15 protein-coding genes and 2 tRNA genes are annotated in these 13,905 nt (G+C 40.6%); 10 read left to right on the top strand and 7 right to left on the bottom strand.

Annotation, left to right across the window (positions count from 1 at the left end; translation table 11 throughout):
- Positions 1 to 26 precede the first annotated feature (26 nt).
- On the top strand, positions 27 to 2,513 hold the full coding sequence (locus EQG49_RS03670; protein ID WP_133362698.1) for an LPXTG cell wall anchor domain-containing protein: 2,487 nt from the start codon (positions 27 to 29) through the stop codon (positions 2,511 to 2,513).
- Positions 2,514 to 2,671: 158 nt separating this feature from the next.
- Here the strand turns inward: EQG49_RS03670 and EQG49_RS03665 are convergent.
- Positions 2,672 to 2,761, bottom strand: a tRNA-Ser gene (locus tag EQG49_RS03665).
- A gap of 150 nt (positions 2,762 to 2,911) precedes the next feature.
- On the opposite strand from EQG49_RS03665, the gene EQG49_RS03660 reads away from it, so the two are divergent.
- Together EQG49_RS03660 and EQG49_RS03655 are read left to right on the top strand one after the other, a co-directional pair.
- Positions 2,912 to 2,983 (top strand) — tRNA-Arg (locus EQG49_RS03660).
- Positions 2,984 to 3,359: 376 nt separating this feature from the next.
- A complete protein-coding gene (locus EQG49_RS03655; RefSeq protein WP_133362697.1) occupies positions 3,360 to 4,466 on the top strand; it encodes a hypothetical protein in 1,107 nt (368 codons plus the stop codon).
- A 232-nt stretch (positions 4,467 to 4,698) separates the two neighbouring features.
- Here EQG49_RS03655 and EQG49_RS03650 read toward each other — a convergent pair whose 3' ends face one another.
- From EQG49_RS03650 to EQG49_RS03640, 3 genes are all read right to left on the bottom strand, one after another.
- Positions 4,699 to 5,046, bottom strand: a complete 348-nt coding sequence (locus tag EQG49_RS03650; protein WP_133362696.1) for a hypothetical protein — start codon at positions 5,044 to 5,046, stop codon at positions 4,699 to 4,701.
- Between the two features lie 170 nt (positions 5,047 to 5,216).
- The gene (locus EQG49_RS03645) at positions 5,217 to 5,831 is read right to left on the bottom strand and encodes a hypothetical protein (protein ID WP_133362695.1); all 615 of its coding nucleotides are present in this window, start codon (positions 5,829 to 5,831) and stop codon (positions 5,217 to 5,219) included.
- A 408-nt stretch (positions 5,832 to 6,239) separates the two neighbouring features.
- Positions 6,240 to 7,307 carry a nitrilase-related carbon-nitrogen hydrolase gene (locus EQG49_RS03640; RefSeq protein ID WP_133362694.1) on the bottom strand — a complete coding sequence of 356 codons (1,068 nt, stop codon included), beginning with the start codon at positions 7,305 to 7,307 and terminating at the stop codon, positions 6,240 to 6,242.
- Positions 7,308 to 7,515: 208 nt separating this feature from the next.
- Between EQG49_RS03640 and EQG49_RS03635 the strand changes: the two genes are divergently transcribed.
- Positions 7,516 to 7,821 carry a hypothetical protein gene (locus EQG49_RS03635; protein ID WP_133362693.1) on the top strand — a complete coding sequence of 102 codons (306 nt, stop codon included), beginning with the start codon at positions 7,516 to 7,518 and terminating at the stop codon, positions 7,819 to 7,821.
- 75 nt (positions 7,822 to 7,896) lie between these two features.
- Here EQG49_RS03635 and EQG49_RS03630 read toward each other — a convergent pair whose 3' ends face one another.
- Both EQG49_RS03630 and EQG49_RS03625 read right to left on the bottom strand, forming a co-directional pair.
- Positions 7,897 to 8,355: a hypothetical protein gene (locus EQG49_RS03630; protein WP_133362692.1), complete on the bottom strand. Its 459-nt coding sequence runs from the start codon at positions 8,353 to 8,355 to the stop codon at positions 7,897 to 7,899.
- Positions 8,356 to 8,527: 172 nt separating this feature from the next.
- Complete coding sequence (locus EQG49_RS03625; RefSeq protein ID WP_133362691.1) at positions 8,528 to 9,004, bottom strand: nucleoside 2-deoxyribosyltransferase; 477 nt, start codon at positions 9,002 to 9,004, stop codon at positions 8,528 to 8,530.
- Between the two features lie 381 nt (positions 9,005 to 9,385).
- Between EQG49_RS03625 and EQG49_RS13630 the strand changes: the two genes are divergently transcribed.
- The 3 genes from EQG49_RS13630 to EQG49_RS03620 all read left to right on the top strand — a co-directional run bounded on the left by EQG49_RS13630 (position 9,386) and on the right by EQG49_RS03620 (position 10,352).
- Positions 9,386 to 9,553, top strand: coding sequence for a hypothetical protein (locus tag EQG49_RS13630; RefSeq protein WP_165964758.1), 168 nt, complete (start codon positions 9,386 to 9,388; stop codon positions 9,551 to 9,553).
- Positions 9,554 to 9,679: 126 nt separating this feature from the next.
- The gene (locus tag EQG49_RS14045) at positions 9,680 to 9,808 is read left to right on the top strand and encodes a hypothetical protein (RefSeq protein WP_279232820.1); all 129 of its coding nucleotides are present in this window, start codon (positions 9,680 to 9,682) and stop codon (positions 9,806 to 9,808) included.
- 220 nt (positions 9,809 to 10,028) lie between these two features.
- Positions 10,029 to 10,352, top strand: coding sequence for a hypothetical protein (locus EQG49_RS03620; RefSeq protein WP_133362690.1), 324 nt, complete (start codon positions 10,029 to 10,031; stop codon positions 10,350 to 10,352).
- Positions 10,353 to 10,433: 81 nt separating this feature from the next.
- Here the strand turns inward: EQG49_RS03620 and EQG49_RS03615 are convergent, their stop codons facing one another.
- Positions 10,434 to 11,351 (bottom strand): MYG1 family protein, encoded by a 918-nt coding sequence (locus EQG49_RS03615; RefSeq protein WP_165964757.1) that lies wholly within the window; start codon positions 11,349 to 11,351, stop codon positions 10,434 to 10,436.
- A gap of 94 nt (positions 11,352 to 11,445) precedes the next feature.
- On the opposite strand from EQG49_RS03615, the gene EQG49_RS03610 reads away from it, so the two are divergent.
- The 3 genes from EQG49_RS03610 (at position 11,446) to EQG49_RS03605 (ending at position 13,887) form a co-directional block, all read left to right on the top strand.
- Positions 11,446 to 12,222 (top strand): ion transporter, encoded by a 777-nt coding sequence (locus tag EQG49_RS03610; RefSeq protein WP_133362688.1) that lies wholly within the window; start codon positions 11,446 to 11,448, stop codon positions 12,220 to 12,222.
- A 129-nt stretch (positions 12,223 to 12,351) separates the two neighbouring features.
- Positions 12,352 to 12,486: a hypothetical protein gene (locus EQG49_RS14040; protein ID WP_279232819.1), complete on the top strand. Its 135-nt coding sequence runs from the start codon at positions 12,352 to 12,354 to the stop codon at positions 12,484 to 12,486.
- A 477-nt stretch (positions 12,487 to 12,963) separates the two neighbouring features.
- The gene (locus tag EQG49_RS03605) at positions 12,964 to 13,887 is read left to right on the top strand and encodes a glycosyltransferase family 2 protein (RefSeq protein WP_133362687.1); all 924 of its coding nucleotides are present in this window, start codon (positions 12,964 to 12,966) and stop codon (positions 13,885 to 13,887) included.
- The last annotated feature ends 18 nt before the right edge of the window (positions 13,888 to 13,905 follow it).

Here is a 13,905-nt window from a genome sequence, read left to right as displayed (position 1 = left end):
TGAAATTATGAGGAGAAAATACGAAAATGACAGTGAATGAAAAAGATTTGAAAATGCAAACAACTGAAGACACAGAAATAAAAAATGCTAAGAACTCAAAAAACACAAAAATTTGGTTAGGTGCTGGGGTTGCGGCTGCCTCAATGTTTATGATGAGTAATTCAAATATTGCTGGCGTTTCGGCTGATTCAACTAGCGGTAGTAACGATGGTAACACGCAAGATGATTCAGATGCCCAAGCTGCCGTAACTGCCCAAGGGGTTGATGAAGGTCAGACTGCCAACTACGAGAATGCAACTTCAACCCAAACCGGATATAAGACGGAACACAATACAGTTAACGTCAACTATTCAAATGCTGTATCAAAAGAAGATGCGGTTAAGCACTTTGATGGAGTTACCAAAGCAGCTGCCAAATATGGTGCCGGCACACGGGTCGGTAAGCAAACGATTGGTAAAGCCGCAGGGGTGAAGTTGAACGCTTCAACTGTCTATGATGAAGATGAACCAACATCAGTTGAAAAAACTGATGACCAAAATGCAACGGTTAGTCTCCCAGTTAAAGCTACAACTGGAGCTAAGAAAGATAAAATTAACATTAAGTTGCACGCAAACATTGCAGCTGATAAAGACGCCGATGACACTACGGCGACTGAAAAAATAGCAGATACAACTGCAGTTGCAACGACACAAGCCGCTACTCCAGCCGTTCAAGCTGAAGCAAGTACACCGGCAGTTCAGGCTGATACTGCAGCCACACCAGTAGTTCAAGCAGCAGTCGCAACACCGGTAGTTACTACTGCTAGCGTAACCGCATTGAAGACGGCAGCGCCGGCTGTAGCTGCAACAGATTCATTGGCTGATTTACAAGCTAAGACTGAGGCTAAGGCGATTGCTGATTACACCAATGCGAACCCTGATCAAGAAGACATTCAACTTGATGGCGCAACGACGATGGGAAATTCGACTAGTCTAGCTGATGTTCCTGCAGACTTACAAGCGGCCGGTCTGTTCAACGACCAAACAACCACAAGTGATCCTAAAACAAGTTACGTGGATCCAACTAAGGATGTGGCGGCCGATACCGATGTGACGGTAACTGGGCAACAAACATTTACCAATGTTGATATGGTGCCAGGATTACCAGCTGGTAGTTACACATCAACTACTTCAACGGTACCAGTTGATACCACGCCAGTCTTTAAAGATCAATTGACACCTGGCTCAAATGCGGTTGCAACTGGTAGTACTGCGGTTGTTAGTGGCGGATCTGGCTTGACGCAAGCTGCTGCTGATGCATTGAAGGGGACTTTTAATGATGCAAAAGTCGTGGCTTCATCAAGTACAACAACGGCGCCAATTAGTGTGCTTAATTCTGATTCACAACAATCTGTTAATACGGGTGATGGCACAACTAAGGGTACCTTCAACTCCAATATTACGGTGCAAATTACGCAAGATGCAGTTAACAGCGGTGCGTTTGATCAAGCGATTAATCCAGCGTCATCATCATATAACCCACAACTTGTGGCGCAAATCTTTAATGCGCTGAATATTCAATTTAACGGAATTCCAGCTCAAGGGACGTATAATGCCGGATCAATTAACATAAATGGTAAGGTATATACCGGCTACTACGATATTCCAGCAGTTGCTGGCGGTCGGCACGCAATTGTCGTGATTGATTGGAACAATTATAACGGTTCGTTCTACACTCACCACGCTAGCATGTTTGAACTTGCAGCTGGCTCTGATGATCAAGATTTTGCTACTGGCGCATCAAATTACGGGATGGATTTCCGCATGAGCGTGCAAGCACCAGCACAATTATTTGATGTTGTCCGGCCAACGTATACTTCAACCAAACAAGAAACAAAGGTAACGTATACGCAATACACTTACACGACAACTACTCACGATTACACTTGGTTTAACGCCAAGGCAACGGGTAAGGATAAGGTTCCTGATACACCAATAACACCGGAAGTACCGGCGGAACCTGACACACCAACGAATCCGGAAGTACCAGCAAAACCTGATACGCCAACGAATCCGGAAGTACCAGCGGAACCAGATACGCCAACAAATCCGGAGATACCAGGTGAACCTGTTACACCGGAAGCACCATTGACACCATTCCCTAATGAAGATATTACGCGGACACCGGGCGAAGATGTTCCTGTGCCACCAACAAGTAATATCCCTGAGGACATTAAAAAAGTTGCCCCAAGCACACCAAAAAAAGCACCATTAATTTCTGAAGTTGCGACAACACCGACTGCTACGGTAGGTGGGGGAACAACCATCACGACGGCAATGCCCACGAATTTGGCGACGAATGTTGAAACTAAGACAGCAACTACACCACTTTCATCAGCTACTGGAAGCAACCAAAATCGCTTGCCACAAACTGGTGAATCAAAGAGCGATAACTGGTTGGCTGCATTAGGTGTCACATTATTGGGATTCTTAGGCCTTGGTGCGGCAAAACGTCGTAAGAAGGGTGACAAATAGTCAGTTAATGTATTTGTATTGATTATGTGAAATAAAGTAGTTTGAAAATGAAAAATCGTCATGCCAACGCTGATTAAAGCGCAGGCATGACGATTTTTTGATGTTGTAGCAAGCTTAGCCATTCAGTCACTATCTCTGAAATCGGCGAAGTTCTAGTAAGGAGAATGAGGGATTCGAACCCTCGCGCCACTTTCATGACCTGATGGTTTTCTAGACCATTCCCTTCAGCCGGACTTGGGTAATTCTCCGTTAACAAAGGATATTTTAGCATTTTATTGGATTACTGCAAAGGGGAAATTTAAAAAATGGGTAATACAAACGGGGGACGACTCGGATATGAAAAATTGTTGCTTGAACTTCGAATTATGTGTATAATTAATATTGTTGTTAAAACGAATGCGCGTGTAGTGTAATGGATATCACACTGGATTCCGGTTCCAGAGATGAGAGTTCGATTCTCCCCATGCGCACTATTAGTATTTATAATACATCATTAGACGTCGTTAAACGCTGGTATATCAGTGTTTGCGGCGTTTTTTGTTTTATACTATTTTCTGCTTATCGGAACTAGTAAAACTTAAAATTTAGACTGGCAGTAGTCGAGATGCGGCATTCTTCCGGGGATGTCTTTTTTGTCGGAACGTATTCAAAATTAGGATATTATGTTGCTGAATTACATATCTAACTCGTATTTTTACTCCGCAATCGGTAGTTTGATAATAACTATACTCATAAGATGCTTTAGCTTGCTGTGTGGGTATTTTTTATGTACAAATAAGCTTAAATCGTCAATAATATAGCTACGTGCTACAATCACGTTAAAAGGCATTAGGAGATTCTTTAGGGATGAAGAAAACAACGGCTTTGCTAGTCACTTCCGCGTTAGCTTTAGGGATGTTTATTAACGTAGTTTCACCAACGACTACTCATGCAGCTGCGCGTAACGCAACTGTTATCGTGAAATACGTTGATGGTAAACGAGTTTTAAAAACAGCTAAAACTAAGGTTCAGTTGAAAAAGAAGTTTGTCGCAAAAAAGCTTAATATCAAGGGCTATCTTGCACCTAAGAAAATTAAAGCGGTTAAAATCACGAAGAACCAAACAATTAAAGTTGCGTACAAGATACGAACGTATACCGTTACAGTCAAATATATAACAAATTCAAAAGTACTAAAGCAAGTACCAACAAAAGTTGCCTTTAATACACAATTTTCACCAGTGAAATTATCATTCACTGGCTATATGGCCCCTAAAAACATTAGAACGATTACGATTAGACACGATCGAAACTTTATTGTAAAGTATCAACAAGATCATAGTAAATTGTTTACTGATGCAAAAAACGCAATTACGCAGGCGAAATATATCACTGACAGATATCCGAGTTCGGTCATCGGGGAAAATACTACTGATTCTTTAATAACCTTATCAGGATTTTTGCTTGATGATATTAATTCTGAAAGGCCGAATTCGCCAGAAAATCTAAAAGTCATCGGAATTATAACCCAATCACTACTCGATGACATCAGCAAAGCAAATAAGATGATTTCCGGTAATAATGATAGTTTATTCAAAAAAGAGTTTACAATATGTGACACCATAATATATAAAGACGTAGAATGTTTACGACCAGTTACTATCAAGACTGGCGCAACTGTTCTAACGTTCGATAATTTTGTCATCTATAATGGGCAAAAATTCTATTCAGAATCACTATTCAATGGCCGTAGCTTTGACCTATTTAATACTGACACATATCAAGAATATGGTCTCAGCGAGTATTATTCAAAAAAAGCACCTACCGAATTTTTGAATCAAATTCCACCATATCTAGGGCGAACGTGGATTCAGTATACGCCTTCAAACGGAAAAGATAACATAACTATTTGGAAAACGGGCTATAATTCCGAAACCGAGTCATATGCTTGGAAAGTCAATAATGCAAATAATTAACATCAACTAAACCACCCCTGTTGGTGGTTTTTTTATTGCACATAAATGAATGACCGTTCTGTTTTTTGGACTCAAAAGCGAAATCTATGCAAGAAAGTGGCAAGGATGTTCAGCGTGAAAGATTAGCAGTTTCGCTTCAATGGTAGGGAGAGCATAATTCGTGTGAATATTTAACGATGGGCATAATAAAAAAAAACACCGTTTATATTCGATGGTCTTAGACGTGCTTAGATTAGCTCTGGTAGAAGTTAGGATATTTCTTGATGGCCTTAAACCATTTAGTATCAGTATAAGGTTTATCAATCGCATAAGTATACTTAGTTGGCTTAACGACTCGGACCCAGTTATAACTTGCTGGTTGAGTTATCTTAATCTTAGTACCTTTTTTTAAGTAAAAAGTTTTAACAGCATATGAGTTTGCTAGTGGGTAAGTGTTGCGTATCTTGACCACCTTTACACGCTTAGTAAGCTTCACATAGTACACACCTTGTATCGGCATGTATTCCTTGGCTGATACGGCTGTACTCCCTAATGTAGTGAACGCTAGAACAGTTAACAATGTGACAATAATTTTCTTCATCCTTAATGCTCCAGTTCAATTAATAACCCACGTAGAATACCATGTTCCCCGTAAATAAAAAGAATGGCCATGTCTATTATGCTGATAACGTTTCGATTTCATGTTTCTTACTGGGGCGGTTCCAATAGAATTTATCACAAACAGATAAAATAAGATTGATTATTCAATTGCTATTTCAATAATTCTAAAGGTACTTGTCGTTCAAGAATAATTAGAGTTACGTCAACTGTTGCGTTTACGCCTGCTTGAATTCCGATACTGCCAAGGTTTAGAGGCACACTTCCGGAATTTTTACCCAATTCATTTGTTGAAACAGCAGACACACGCCACCCAAATGCTGCTTCAATATTTAATGCTTCATCAATTTGACTTGTATCAAGTGCGCCCCACCGAGAATCTTTAAACTTTAAAGTCTTATATTGAGTTTTTGTTGTTGCTTGTGACAAGAAGTATTGATTGATTTCATTCTCATTTTCAACCAATATGTCTTGATGTGCACGATATGCTTTGATGCGCTCAGCTGAATAAGCCGATTGACCTGCTTCCACGGTTTCCATGTTTGAAGTGTGTCGAGTGATAGCTTCAAGCATCGCTTCACGTTCTGCCGGATTATTAATAAGGAGCAAAATTTCTTCAGCACTCGCTTGGTTAACGATGTCCGAAGATAAATTAAATTCCTCCATACAAGGGCCACAAAGATAAATTTTATCCAAAGTTTTCGTTGCGTTAAGGTCTTTAAATTCGTTGATAGGTTTCTTACAATTCATACATAATGCTTTTGCCATGACAAAGTCCTTCTTTCTATATGAGTTGATTATACTTTAAAGTATATAATTGATATATGCCTATGAATTATATATAGCAATGTTGTAGACTATTAAAACTTGCCAGCTGAGTTACATTTAAAGGTGACAAGCTGACAATCAAGATTGGTAATGATTCTGAAACGGCAACTTTGTCTAAGGACAAGCAATCATTCACCGAATCTGGCATGAAGTTCACGAAACAGTAATGTGATAATTAATGGAGCGGTTCTAATACTTCAAATTCAAAGACAAGTGCTAGTTCAAATGAATTAGCACTTTTTAGCATGACCGTTCAAAAATTAATACGATTTTACAAAAAATAAAAAACACCCGCATAATTGCGAGCGCCTCGATTAATATTCGGAATGATAATGTTTCGTACCACAGTTAATCAAGCGGTTCAGTAAGTAAATCATAGGTTTCTGGGCGGCGGAAGGTTAAGAAGTGGAAGCTCTTGCGATAATCGTCGAGCATATCAAGGTCGATGTCTGCGATGAGGGGGGCTTCAGCCACTTCACCCATTGCAGCGGTATCGGTATCATTTTTGCCGGCGTAACGTGATACCAACTCACCTGATGGGTCAGCGACAAAACCATTCCCGAAAAATGGAATGAATTCACGGCCGTTTGCTGGGCCAGTTAAGTTAGTTGGCAAATCGGTAATATATTCGGTTCCCACGCGATTACTTGCACAGGTATAAATATTATTTTGCACGGCGTGTGAACGAATTGCGTTTTGCCACATGTGGGCTTTGCTCAAGTTGTCATTTTCAAAAGCGGCATCGGTGCCAATTGCTGATGGATAGAAAATGTAATCGGCACCCTTCATGGCGAGAATGCGGGAAGGTTCACTGAACCATTCATCCCAACAAATTAACAGGCCAATATTACCGTATTTGGTTGGCACGACAACATAGCCATCGTCTTGGGCATCGCCAGACGCTTCAAAATAATAATCTTCGAAATAGTTAGGGCCACGGGGGATGTGATGTTTTCGATAAGTCCCGATTTCGGCGCCTGTGTCATCAAATAATGACAAGGTGTTGTAGAAGTGTTCCGTACCAGCGCTGTCGATGTTTAATTCGTACCAAGATGAAACAATGAAGACTTCAAGCTTGGCAGCTAATTGAGCCATCTGCGCATTGGTGTGTCCTGCCGGATAAACTTTTTTACCACCAACATTGGCAGGTGATGGTTCCGCGTAAAGACGCAAGAACTCGGGATCTTCGACTTGGCAAAAGTATGGGCCATTAAAAAGCTCGGTGGTACAAATTACTTTAGCACCAGCTTGGGCAAGGGTTTCAATTTGCTTAGTGGCGGTTGCGATGTTTGCAGCCACGGTCTTTTCAATTGAATCAGGAAATGATTGCATGCTATGTTGTAGCATACCGATTTTGAATTTAGTAGCAGATTCAGGTAAACGTGAAACGCGGGCTTCTGCAATCGAGTTGCTCATAAAATACTCCTCAAGATATTTATTTGTTAATATAATGTTAGCTTAATTAAAAAGATTCACATACCAATAACCCTTGTGTTCACAGAAGTTTCAGCTTTTGTGGGACAAATATTCATTAACTAAGATTAATAGCATGCAATTTGTCGAAAAAAAGTCCATAATAGAGTAAGCAAATTGTGTGCACTATTAGAAACGGGGTAACAGCAAAATGGCAAGTAACAAAGACCAAGCAAAAATGGATGATCTTCCAGACTACTACGTGGACGATTTGATTAGTTTTAGTAAGAGCCTTCCTTATGAAGGTATTACGAAACCATTCACTGGGGTCATCACAAAAGTGAACAATTTTACTTTCCAAATTGATGTTAATGATTTTGATCCAATTGACGCCAAGGAAATGGAAAACTTGTTGTACCGGATGATTGTTAAGAAGGCTGATACTGAATTGCTCGAACGACGTGGGCACCCAGATATTGACCCCGAAGACGAAGAAGCAGAAGACGCTGAAAAGTAAGCATAAAAAAGACGTTGGCACATTAAGTGTCAGCGTCTTTTGCGTTCTGAATCAAAATATTTACTTAGGTACTAGTCATTGCATAAAGTTGTAACCCGTCGCTTTAGCTTTGGTGGCAGTGGTAAAGAATAAGATTGTCAGTGATTCGTCATCGACAGCTAACACCTTGTACTTTTTTCCTTTAAATTTTTTGGTCACTAATTTAAAGGTTAGGTTGCCATCTTTTTTGGAAACGATTGTGTACTTATTGTTAGAATGTTTCAAGATTTTTGCAATTTTGAAAGTCGTAGTTTCTTTGTTAGCGCCAACTTTGATGGAAAGCTTGAATGTTTTCTTGCTGAAACTAGTTGTCGCAGTGACTGGAATCCCACGGCTTTCACCAGACGTATACCAAGTTTTGGCAATTGATTTTGGTAATTTTTTGACGACTTTTAAACTAGCGTCGGCTGAAGTTGTCGGAATAACCGCACTACCGATACCTAAAACCAACGTGATTGTCAAAATGTATAAAATTAATTTTCTACATGTTTTCATGATGATTTCCTCCTTCATGGCTTTGTTGCATTCAGGAATGATTCGTTGTTTTTATAACCTAATTATACCAGAACAAGAATTGGGCATAAACAAATTAGCTTTGCCATGCGGACTAGGCCATGCAAAACAAAAAACTCACCACGAATGATGAGCTTATTTCTGTTTTAATTCGTTAAATTACACTACGTTCAACGGCTTTGTATTCGAGTGTGTTGAAATCGTAGTATTTGAGGTGGTCGACTTCCTCTTTCCAGAAGAATGCGGTGTACGCTTCGGCAGCCATCAAGTTGACGGGCGCTTCATTTGCATCGAATTGCACAATAATAATTGGCGTATTATGAGCAAATGCATACCCAAGTTCCATCATGGTGCCACTGTCAGGTTCCAAATTACCTTCTTCGAGCTTGTAATCAAGAATCAAGACCATCACGTCAGAATTATCAATTTGGCGAATGTCGTGTTGGAACGTGGCGCGTTTCCATTCAACAGAACCAAAAGCGTATTGTGAAGTAGGGTGATCCATTGGCACAAAAATGTTATCAACGTCGATTGTATCATTTGCTTTGAGGAGTGCTTCGACTTTCCGTACGCGATCAATTTGGGCATCGGAGAAAAATGGACCAGCTAAGTAGACTGTTTGTTTATGCATGAGGTAGATTCCTTCTGTTTTTGAATTAATACCTTAATAATAACAGATTTAAAAGCCAAAATGTATGCATAATACGAATTAAATGTAACGAAATTTGTATAAACGTACGTATGTAGTGGACAAGAAAAGCAAAATGTTAATTTAACCTGATAAATCACCGTTATGAATCAGTTTTCATGCGGCGATAACATGCGCATATGGTAGGAATGTTGGGAAAATTCGTGTACGCTGCACCTTAACCTTGAAGCTTTCATGAATGCATAGCATGAGGTTAGTAGCTTTTGTGAAGCTGGGGGTTATTGGTGGTAATGGGGACGACTATTCGGTTAAGATGGAAACAACATAACTTGACAATTCGTCACCACTACAGAGGAGATCTTAATGCAACACGTAAAATTATTCCGTTCAGAACGCCAAAACCCAAATGTTGATTCACGAATCAATGATTACCTTTCACAAAATTCAGAATATGAAATTGAAAAAGTAACATTCAACATTACTGAAAATAGCTACGATGCTTTAGCCGTTTTCCGTATTAAGCAAGTTTAAGCATGTAAGAAATATTTTTGAAACGCATCAAGTTTGACTGAGGTTGAAGTTGATGCGTTTCTGTCGTTTAGTATGGAAATTTTGATATGAGCGCCGCTTGCTTAATTCAAAGCCATACTAAATCCCATGAAAATCTTGAGGAGTATTAATACAGACATGTTGAAAGACTATGATCAAATCGAAGATATTTACTACATTTTGACACAAGCTGATGGTGAGCATGCAATGGAATTAATTGCGCAACCAGCTAAGTAATTTGCTGTCAGAACGGCTGCTGCTTAAATTTAGAATAGTTAATTTGGGGCTGGAAAACGGCTCCTTTTTGTTTGGCATTGTGGTATGGTTAATGCATATAAATTAACCGATGAAGCCATTTGTTAAGGCCGGAGCACGGAGGTTTCGGGTTGCTGCAAGATCTTGGGGAACTAAAGGATACTAGAATGTTCCATAGCAAATGATATTGAAGGGGGCAACAATGAACGAAAAAGAATTTATCGCCTACATCGAAGCCAATGCTAAGAGCGGGGTAGAGTCATGGTTTGAAAACGCTTATGCCGACGAAGAACGTAAGAATGCTGGTCGTGGAATGGCGAAAAAATGGAATGATGCGAAAATGACGCGGGCAGTTGAAAAGCTGTGGCAGCAAGTCGCTGGTGGCATGTTCACGACCATTGGGAATGCCCTTGGTGATAAGAACAAGGATAACGTGGACGCATGGATGGGGATGCTAAATGATGAGACCATTGAAAGCTTGAGCGAAAGTTTGGCTGAAGCCCAGTTTGGTCCCGACGCAGAATAACATGTTATTACAAGAAAAAAGCTTAACCGCAAGTTTGGTTAAGCTTTTTTCTCTATGTTAAATACCGTTAGAACTAGAAGTTTAGGCAAGACCGGGTTTTTCATTTTGCGTAATAATCAGCTGTGCCATTTTGATAGTATCGGCAAGCGTTTGCGCACCACCGATGAAGCCGGCTGTGTGCACAAATGAAGCCGTAGCAACACCAGTGACAGCTTGCAATTCAGCATCTTTGAGGCCACGCCAATTTTCGGGGGCGAGAATTTTTGCTTCAAATGAGTGGGGTTCCACGTTGGTGACTTTCCAGTTATAACCACCACGATTACTTGGGTAGACAACTACCAAAATAGTGTCATCCGCTAAATCAAAGAGGACACCTTGGTATGGTAAATAACGATTCAGTACGAGCAAACCATCCGTTGCGGTCGCCAAACTAGCTTTGACGATTACTTCAGCTTTCAGTGAGCCAAGGGCACGGTTAATTGTGTTCTCAAGAATCATTGCGGCAACGTGGACGGCTTCGTCAAAACGAGTATTAGCATCATCATTGCTATCCCAACCTGGGTTGAAGTTAGCAATGGCTGTACCAACAGTCATTGCAACCCCCGCATCTTGTAATTCGCCGGTATCTTGGAGGTCAAGTCCTTGAATTAAGCGTTTATCAACATTATCCACTACGCGTTGCAAATCAGTATCAGCGCTAGTTTGTGCAGTTGCGATAATCTCAGCGCCAAAATGTTGCCAAATCAAACCAGCCGATGCATACGAGACTTCATTTTCTCGCGCACCATTACCGCCCCGTTGGTGATGATCAAAGCGCCCACCGCCAATATCGTAGACAATCGCACCGTTGTCAGCAGCGGTGTCAATGTCTGCAGGCACCGCATTAACACGGTGCACAGCAGCGTTAGGTTGGAGGGTTAAAAGCATGGCCGTGGCAAACACTTCATCAGCGTGAAAGGTACCGGCGTGTGTCCATAAATCAGTGAATTGAGTTGACATTAGATATACCATCCTTGAGTTATTTAATAAAAGCATACCATTAACGCAATGGAACCGGATAGTCGATTTAGTTATTTGGGGGATATATTCAAAAATGTCCCTAAAATTGTTCACATTTAATTGGGATAATAAGGATAAGACAACTACGAAGGGAGCACAGCAAGTGATGGAAAAATTGACCAAATGGCAGAAAATTTACGATATCCTCAGTGCAGTGCTCGCTTCAGTTTCGGTGATAATTGTCTTGCTGGATTTGGCAGCGGTGATTACTATCAATGCCGAGCCGTACTATTTATTAGATAAAATTATTTTAGCAATATTTACCCTTGATTACGTCGTGCGTTTTGCAATCGCGAAGGACAAATGGAGATTTTTTAAAGGCAATATTTTTGATTTATTATCAATCATGCCATTTGATGTCATGTTTAGCGTCTTTCGAATTTCAAGATTGGCACGCTTATTCAAGCTTTTCCGGCTGTTTAGCTTCACTGGCCGGTTCATGACGCGTTGGAAAGCATTCTTATATAAAACAGGTTTCATTTATGTCGTATATGTCACGTCAACACTGATTGTGGTCAGTGGAATTGGTTTTGCCGCGATTGAGCACGATACACTAATCAATGCGTTTTGGTGGGCGATTTCAACGGTAACCACCGTGGGCTATGGCGACGTGGTGCCACATACGCCGGTTGGTAAGATGATTGGCGTCGTATTGATGTTCATGGGGATTGGCTTAATTAGTTCGTTAACAAGTGCGGTGACTAATTTTTTCGTTTCTGAGGAAGAAGATGACCGCTTCGATCAAATCCAAAACCAGCTGGATGAAATTCAAGCACTGCTGATTGCCCAACAATCAAAAGCTGATGATTAGCTACATTGGCAGGTCCGTAGATAAATTACATGACTACGCGCGTAAGACCGTGTATCATTAATAGGGTAGTTCACGTAAGTATCGTTTAGATTAACCGAGTCAAATGCATTGTGAAGGGAATCAATAATTATGAAAATGACAATCAATAACAAACCAGGTAAGGGCGATGTTAATGCCAAACCAGCTGACCGCTTGAAGCAAAAGCAAGCCGCCAAAGCCGAATTGCTGGCCAAGTTCCAGACAAAAAAGGCAGATAAAAAATAAATGTATTTGTGTGGCTCGTTTTTCTTTTGTTAAGGGGAAAGCGAGTTTTTTGTTGCAAAGGGATATTAAATGCTAGCACAAAGCGGAAGTGAGCGTCTCAACGAAATTTGGCGATTGGCTGAAACATGGCATGTGCCAACGCGCAGAGATGGTAATGGAACTTCATGCGGAGCGAAAGATTCAAAAAATGACACCTTTAAGGATGCCATTATGTAGTTAGATTGAAGTGACTCATTGGGGAATGGAGAACTGTGCTTTTTGATGCGAGGGTAAGGCAAACCTGAATAGGAATTAACGAAATGGCTCCATTTGTACAAAGCCAACCGTGTTAATCAAAACATGTGCAATTAATTAAGTTGTGATTACAATCTAGCAGATTTTTGGTCTTGATTTTAATCTATGCTAAAATAAGCATGGATGAATTTGCTGATGGTACGTAAATGCCTAGTCAACAGCAATACAATGGGAGAAAAACAGATGAAATTATCAATTATTGTGCCTTCTCATAATGAAGAAGAAACGGTAAGTATTTTTTATAATGCGATGGAAGATGTACATAAGACATTAACCGATATTGAATATGAATATTGGTTTGTTGATGATGGATCAAAAGACAACACGCTGGCCGAAATCAAGAAATTAAGTGCAATTGACGACAATGTGCACTATGTAACTTTTTCCCGGAATTTTGGTAAAGAAGCCGCCTTATACGCTGGCTTAGAACATGCAACGGGTGAGTTAGTGACAGTGATGGATATTGATTTGCAAGATCCACCAACATTATTGCCGGAAATGATTGCCGGTGTACGTTCTGGTGAATGGGATGCAGTCGGGACCCGGCGTGTAACACGTGACGGTGAGTCAAAAATCCGCTCATTCTTTGCCAAGATGTTCTATAAGTTCATCAACCGCATTTCATCAACTGAAATGGTCGATGGTGCCCGCGATTTTCGGGTCATGTCCCGCCAAATGGTTGACGCAGTTTTAGAAATGCCCGAATATAATCGTTTCTCAAAGGGGATTTTCAGTTGGGTAGGCTTCAAAACCAAATACCTCGAATATAAAAATATCGAACGAGTCGCCGGTACTACTTCATGGTCATTCTGGAGCTTGTTGAAGTACGCCATTGAAGGTATCGTAACCTTTTCAGAGGCACCTTTGTTAATCGCCTCAGGCCTCGGAGCAGTCATGGCTGCCATCTCAGGTGTTTCACTGATAGTTGTCGTCGTACGGGCGCTAGTCAACAATACCAGTGTCGGTGGCTGGCCATCAATGGTTTCAATCTTCTTATTTATTGGTGGCATCCAATTGCTTGTTTTAGGCATTATCGGACGTTACATCGGGAATATTTATCTTGAAGTTAAGCACCGCCCGATTTATTTGGCGCGGGAAGTGAAATGATTGGATATTGTGTGAGCA

Origin of the sequence: Periweissella cryptocerci (assembly GCF_004358325.1) — a bacterium.
Classification (GTDB): domain Bacteria; phylum Bacillota; class Bacilli; order Lactobacillales; family Lactobacillaceae; genus Periweissella; species Periweissella cryptocerci.
Note: the sequence above shows the minus strand (reverse complement) of the source record. Positions and strands in the feature narration are given on the sequence as shown.

Coding starts and splice junctions, on each gene's coding strand:
- EQG49_RS03605 (WP_133362687.1), top strand. CDS start 12,964: ATGAAATTATCAATTATTGTGCCTTCTCATAATGAAGAAGAAACGGTA.
- EQG49_RS03645 (WP_133362695.1), bottom strand. CDS start 5,831: ATGGCAAAAGCATTATGTATGAATTGTAAGAAACCTATCAACGAATTT.
- EQG49_RS14040 (WP_279232819.1), top strand. CDS start 12,352: ATGAAAATGACAATCAATAACAAACCAGGTAAGGGCGATGTTAATGCC.
- EQG49_RS03625 (WP_133362691.1), bottom strand. CDS start 9,004: ATGCATAAACAAACAGTCTACTTAGCTGGTCCATTTTTCTCCGATGCC.
- EQG49_RS03670 (WP_133362698.1), top strand. CDS start 27: ATGACAGTGAATGAAAAAGATTTGAAAATGCAAACAACTGAAGACACA.
- EQG49_RS03655 (WP_133362697.1), top strand. CDS start 3,360: ATGAAGAAAACAACGGCTTTGCTAGTCACTTCCGCGTTAGCTTTAGGG.
- EQG49_RS03640 (WP_133362694.1), bottom strand. CDS start 7,307: ATGAGCAACTCGATTGCAGAAGCCCGCGTTTCACGTTTACCTGAATCT.
- EQG49_RS03615 (WP_165964757.1), bottom strand. CDS start 11,351: ATGTCAACTCAATTCACTGATTTATGGACACACGCCGGTACCTTTCAC.
- EQG49_RS03635 (WP_133362693.1), top strand. CDS start 7,516: ATGGCAAGTAACAAAGACCAAGCAAAAATGGATGATCTTCCAGACTAC.
- EQG49_RS14045 (WP_279232820.1), top strand. CDS start 9,680: ATGAAAATCTTGAGGAGTATTAATACAGACATGTTGAAAGACTATGAT.
- EQG49_RS13630 (WP_165964758.1), top strand. CDS start 9,386: ATGCAACACGTAAAATTATTCCGTTCAGAACGCCAAAACCCAAATGTT.
- EQG49_RS03650 (WP_133362696.1), bottom strand. CDS start 5,046: ATGAAGAAAATTATTGTCACATTGTTAACTGTTCTAGCGTTCACTACA.
- EQG49_RS03620 (WP_133362690.1), top strand. CDS start 10,029: ATGAACGAAAAAGAATTTATCGCCTACATCGAAGCCAATGCTAAGAGC.
- EQG49_RS03630 (WP_133362692.1), bottom strand. CDS start 8,355: ATGAAAACATGTAGAAAATTAATTTTATACATTTTGACAATCACGTTG.
- EQG49_RS03610 (WP_133362688.1), top strand. CDS start 11,446: ATGTCCCTAAAATTGTTCACATTTAATTGGGATAATAAGGATAAGACA.